Origin of the sequence: Vibrio sp. V01_P9A10T6, assembly GCF_963877065.1 — a bacterium.
GTDB classification, from domain to species: Bacteria; Pseudomonadota; Gammaproteobacteria; order Enterobacterales; family Vibrionaceae; genus Vibrio; species Vibrio anguillarum.
Genome location: NZ_CAWNTB010000073.1, coordinates 1 through 5,462, shown reverse-complemented (window position 1 = coordinate 5,462; position 5,462 = coordinate 1). Strand labels below are relative to the sequence as shown.

Genomic DNA, 5,462 nt, shown 5'->3' with positions numbered 1-5,462 from the left:
GGACTATCTGGTGGCCAGCAACAGCGTTTGTGTATTGCTCGTGCGATTGCGGTTAACCCTGAAGTGATTTTGATGGATGAGCCTTGTTCGGCGCTTGACCCTATCGCGACCTCGATCATTGAAGATCTGATTGATGAGCTCAAAGGCAGCTACACCATTGCGATGGTGACACACAACATGCAGCAAGCGGCGCGCGTTTCAGATAAAACCGCCTTCTTCCACTTAGGTAACTTGGTTGAACTGAGCGAAACACGTGAGTTGTTCACCAACCCACGTGATAGCCGCACTGAAGATTACATTACTGGCCGTTTCGGTTAACGACTGTTTTAGGAGAATTTTATGACAACTCATGGTGTCGATGGGCACACCTCTCATAGCTACAATAGCGAAATGCGTTCTATTGTGGATAGCGTGGTGAATATGGGTGATTTAGTCATCGTACAGGTGCGGGACGCACTCGATGCGTTTATGACAGGCAATACCGAACTGGCCAAGCAAGTAATTGAACACGATCATAATATCAATTTGTTAGAACTGGCCATTGATCAACGCTGCATTGATATTTTAGTCAAACGCCAACCCGCAGCCCGCGATTTACGTGCGGTGTTTTCGATCATGAAAGCGATCATGGATCTTGAACGAATTGGCGATCAATCTAAACGGATCGCCCATGCGGTGTTACGTTTAAAGGAGCACCATCCGGGTGACAAAGACTATTTTGATGGTATTGAATTACAAGAAGATGCGTTTGAAACAATTAACGCGAACGTGATCAATATGCTGCAAAAATCGATGAACGCTTTTCACGATCTCAATGCACACGATGCGCTAGAAGCGGCAATGTTAGATAAACAAATCGACAACAGCTACGGCGATATTTTGCGTCAAAATGATAAAGATATGCTGGTGCAAGGCACTCACTATCAAACCATTTTGGAGATCACTTGGATTGGTCGCGCGGTCGAACGGATTGGCGATCACGCGCGCAACGTTTGTGAGTACACGATCTATTTTGTCACTGGTTTAGACGTACGCCACCAAAAAGATCAAGCGATTGCCGATCTTTTAGCGAGTCAGAAAACCCGTTCATAGTGATATTGCTCATTGGTAAAAAGGCTGCAAATTCGCAGCCTTTGATTTTTTTCGGAAGACCAATCCGGTGTTTAAATCCGTTACGTCCCCATTCTGTCTTAAGCATTATACGGTTTATCACTAGGATGAATGGCATAGTATTTCTTTTTCATGCGCAGCGCGACGTTGACCAAGGCAATCAACACCGGCACTTCAACTAAGGGCCCAATCACACCCGCAAATGCTTGATCGGAATTTAAACCGAACACAGCAATGGAGACCGCAATCGCCAGTTCAAAGTTGTTACCTGATGAGGTAAAGGCAATTGAAGCATTTTGATCGTAAGGAATGCCCAGTTTTTTACCAATGAAAAAGCTGACAAAAAACATCACCAAGAAGTAAATCACCAAAGGTATCGCAACGCGTATCACGTCCATTGGCAGTTCAATGATCATCTCGCCTTTCAGGCTGAACATCAAAACTATCGTCGCTAGTAGTGCCACCAGCGTAATCGGTGAAATACGCGGAATAAACTCCTCGTTGTACCATTGCTCACCTTTCGCGGCCACCAACCATTTGCGGCTCAAAAAGCCAGCTAAAAATGGGATACCGAGATAAATCAGCACACTTTCTGCGATATCGAGAATGGTAATATCAACCACAAAGCTCTCGAGCCCAAAATACGGCGGCAAAACAGTAATAAATAGCCACGCCATAAAACTGTAAGTGACAATTTGAAATGCACTGTTGAGCGCCACCAACGCTGCGCCGTACTCTTTGTTCCCACCGCTGATATCATTCCACACCAATACCATCGCGATGCAACGCGCCAGACCAATTAAGATCAGTCCGACCATATAACCGGGATAATCGCGTAAGAAAATGATCGCCAATGCAAACATCAAGATAGGCCCGATAGTCCAGTTCATCACTAAAGAGAGTGTGATGGCGCGTTTATCACGAGTCACTTCACCTAGTAGGCTGTAATTCACTTTTGCCAGTGGTGGATACATCATCAAAATCAAACCGATCGCCAGCGGAATATTGGTCGAACCGACCGACATATTTTCATTCCATTGCGCTACTTGCGGAAAGAAGACACCGATCGCTACCCCTAACCCCATCGCAAGGAAAATCCACAAGGTTAAATAACGATCGAGAAAACTCATTTTTTCTGCTGCAGAGGCTTCTGCGCAGACAGGTAATTCACTCATACATCACATCTCTCGGTAAGTCTAAAAGGGAGCCGCGCACAACTTTATACTTACAGCCATGGCGAAATAGCAACGCTAAAATTTCATTCACTTTGGCAAGATGGGTGAGCAATGCGCGTTAGCTCTTGCGCAATCAATGCAGCATTGTGGCTCAGCGTGATGTCCAATATCTGCACCATCCAACTTTCCAGCTCAGGATTAATTTGGTAGTACACCCACTTGCCGCGCCGCTCATCAATCACTAATTCATTTTTTCTCAGTTCAGCTAAATGACGTGACACCTTAGGCTGACTTAATTGCAACGCATTCATTAAATCACACACACACAACTGCCCTTTGTGCTTCATCAACAGCAAGGATTTAAGCCTCGTCTCTTCAGACAAGGATTTATAAAAAGATAAACTGCGGTACATAAACAATACATATGGAATATCAAATGTGTTAAAGTGTAAGGAGCAAAAGAATAAAAGTCAAACACCAGAACTATCCTCGCGTACGACCGGCAGCGCTTGAAAAACAGCGTGATAACGCGACTGCAATACAAATAGTGATCGTTTGGTTGACCTACACCACATCAATGATTAGGATCACATTTTTAAAATCAACCAAGAGATGTTGCGAATGCTGCTTACGCCGCCCTAGATTGATCTTTACCTCTCACAACTCACCTTTTTATTTCATTTTTTAGAGATTAAGTATGCTACAAAATATTAAGCGCGATTGGTTTTCCAATGTGCGAGGGGATGTTCTAGCTGGCACTGTCGTTGCGTTAGCATTAGTTCCTGAGGCAATAGCCTTTTCTATCATCGCGGGTGTAGACCCTAAAATCGGCCTTTACGCTTCATTCAGTATTGCCGTGATCATTTCAATTGTCGGTGGACGTCCCGGCATGATCTCAGCAGCCACTGGTGCAATGGCACTCTTGATGGTCACTTTAGTCAAAGAGCATGGCTTGCAATATCTACTGGCAGCCACTGTTTTGACCGGGGTTCTACAAATACTGGCCGGTTACCTCAAACTGGGCGATTTGATGCGTTTTGTATCACGTTCGGTCGTGACGGGGTTTGTTAACGCGCTGGCGATTCTGATTTTTATGGCGCAATTACCAGAGCTGACCAATGTAACATGGCACGTTTATGCCATGACGCTCGGTGGGCTGGCGATTATCTACCTATTCCCCTACGTTCCTGTGGTTGGCAAATTGCTACCTTCGCCATTAGTGTGCATTATCGCCTTAACTCTGATTGCTATCAGCTTTGGCATTGATATTCGCACTGTGGGCGATATGGGTGAATTACCAGATACTTTGCCGATATTTTTATGGCCAGATGTTCCGCTCAACCTTGAAACCTTATGGATAATATTTCCTTATTCAGCCGGATTGGCCGTTGTCGGTTTATTAGAATCAATGATGACAGCAACCATTGTTGACGATTTAACCGATACCAGCAGTGATAAAAATCGCGAATGTAAAGGCCAAGGTATCGCCAACATTGCCACTGGCTTTCTTGGCGGCATGGCCGGTTGTGCGATGATTGGTCAATCGATCATCAACATTAAATCCGGCGGACGCGGCAGACTCTCTACTTTTTGCGCCGGTATTCTACTGATCATCATGGTGGTGTTTTTAAGTGATTGGCTCAAGCTCATCCCGATGGCGGCTTTAGTCGCGGTAATGATCATGGTTTCCATTGGGACCTTCTCTTGGAGTTCGGTAAAGGATCTCAAAACTCACCCACTTTCTACCAGCATCGTGATGATCGCGACCGTCGTTGTTGTGGTTGCAACCCATAACTTAGCGATCGGTGTCGGTGTCGGCGTGCTGCTTGCTTCTCTCTTTTTTGCTAACAAAATTGGCCGCTTCATGGTGGTTAAAAGTGAACTCTCTGAAAATGGAGAAGAGCGTACCTATCGTGTTGTTGGGCAAGTCTTCTTTGCTTCGTCAGATCAATTTATGAACGCGTTTGACTTCAAAGAGGTCTTAGAGCGTGTCACTATCGACCTCTCTGCAGCGCACTTTTGGGATATTACTTCGGTTTCTTCGCTAGATCGTGCTGTTATCAAATTCCGACGCGAAGGGACCGATGTAAACATCATCGGTATGAATGAAGCAACAGCAACGATTGTCGATAAATTCGGCGTGCATGGTAAGCCAGAAGAAGTTGAAAAGCTGATGGGCGGACATTAAGGAACAGATTATGACCAATATTATTGCTTGCATCGATGGATCGATTTATTCACAGTCGGTCGCCAATTTAAGCGTGTGGGCCGCCAAAAGCTTACACGCACCGTTAACCTTACTGCACGTACTTGATAAAGCGGCCAATCAAACCGAAAGTGAACTGTCTGGTAACATCGGTTTAGGCAGCCGAGAACAGCTGTTGAAAGAGCTTATTGAACTAGACGAAAAGCGTTCTAAACTGGCCTTAAGGCACGGTAAAGCGTTACTCAATGAGCTAGAAACTAAAGCTCATGAACAAGGTTTACAAGATGTGCATAAACTGCAAAAGCACGGCAACCTGCTGGAGACTTTGCTTGATCTTGAAAACGAAATTCGTGTATTGGTGGTCGGTAAATCAGGTGAAGTGCACCAAAACGACGTCATGGCTGTTGGATCTCAATTAGAGAGTATCGTGCGTACAATGAAGTCGCACACCTTAGTGGCAACGGGTGATTTTACGCCACCACAAAGTTATCTATTAGCCTTTGATGGTAGCGAAATCAGCCAAAAATTAGTGGATAAAGCGATTAAAACACCGCTGCTAAAAGGGCTGGAGTGCCATTTGGTGATGGTGGAAGATAACCACGATAAAGCGAGCGCGTTTAAAGCTGCCGCCGAGAAATTATGTGCGAACGGTATTCACGTTGTGGAAGCGTGCTTATCTGGCGAAGTTCATAAGGCGATTCTTCAGTACCAACAACAAAACCAACTTGGCATGATCGTCATGGGCGCGTTTGGACACTCTAAACTTCGTCAGTTTTTTGTTGGCAGTAACACCACTCGGCTCTTAGCCGAATCAAGCGTACCGATGCTATTGATACGATAATAATTGATAAATTAACCATATAGATAAAGCCTTCTTCGGAAGGCTTTTATTATAAAACGCTGTTGTGGAGGGTAAGTGCAAGTAGTAAACTTGCTGCGGATATGCAACTGGTACTTAGGATGTTAGGTAC

General features: G+C 45.0%; 6 protein-coding genes. 4 read left to right on the top strand and 2 right to left on the bottom strand.

Going from position 1 to position 5,462, the window contains the following annotated elements; genetic code table 11:
* The coding region (locus AACQ21_RS04170) for a phosphate ABC transporter ATP-binding protein (protein WP_146127538.1) at window positions 1–318 on the top strand (318 nt) is incomplete at its 5' end.
* 21 nt (window positions 319–339) lie between these two features.
* Complete coding sequence (gene phoU / locus AACQ21_RS04165) at window positions 340–1,092, top strand: phosphate signaling complex protein PhoU (RefSeq protein ID WP_017044462.1); 753 nt, start codon at window positions 340–342, stop codon at window positions 1,090–1,092.
* A gap of 98 nt (window positions 1,093–1,190) precedes the next feature.
* On the opposite strand, the gene arsB is transcribed toward phoU, so the two are convergent.
* Window positions 1,191–2,285, bottom strand: coding sequence for an ACR3 family arsenite efflux transporter (gene arsB / locus AACQ21_RS04160; protein WP_105976784.1), 1,095 nt, complete (start codon window positions 2,283–2,285; stop codon window positions 1,191–1,193).
* A gap of 83 nt (window positions 2,286–2,368) precedes the next feature.
* Window positions 2,369–2,698 (bottom strand): metalloregulator ArsR/SmtB family transcription factor, encoded by a 330-nt coding sequence (locus AACQ21_RS04155; protein ID WP_105976783.1) that lies wholly within the window; start codon window positions 2,696–2,698, stop codon window positions 2,369–2,371.
* Between the two features lie 284 nt (window positions 2,699–2,982).
* Here AACQ21_RS04155 and AACQ21_RS04150 point away from each other — a divergent pair, with 284 nt between their 5' ends.
* Both AACQ21_RS04150 and AACQ21_RS04145 read left to right on the top strand, forming a co-directional pair.
* Window positions 2,983–4,473 carry a SulP family inorganic anion transporter gene (locus tag AACQ21_RS04150; RefSeq protein ID WP_017048956.1) on the top strand — a complete coding sequence of 497 codons (1,491 nt, stop codon included), beginning with the start codon at window positions 2,983–2,985 and terminating at the stop codon, window positions 4,471–4,473.
* A gap of 10 nt (window positions 4,474–4,483) precedes the next feature.
* Complete coding sequence (locus tag AACQ21_RS04145; protein ID WP_105976782.1) at window positions 4,484–5,332, top strand: universal stress protein; 849 nt, start codon at window positions 4,484–4,486, stop codon at window positions 5,330–5,332.
* The last annotated feature ends 130 nt before the right edge of the window (window positions 5,333–5,462 follow it).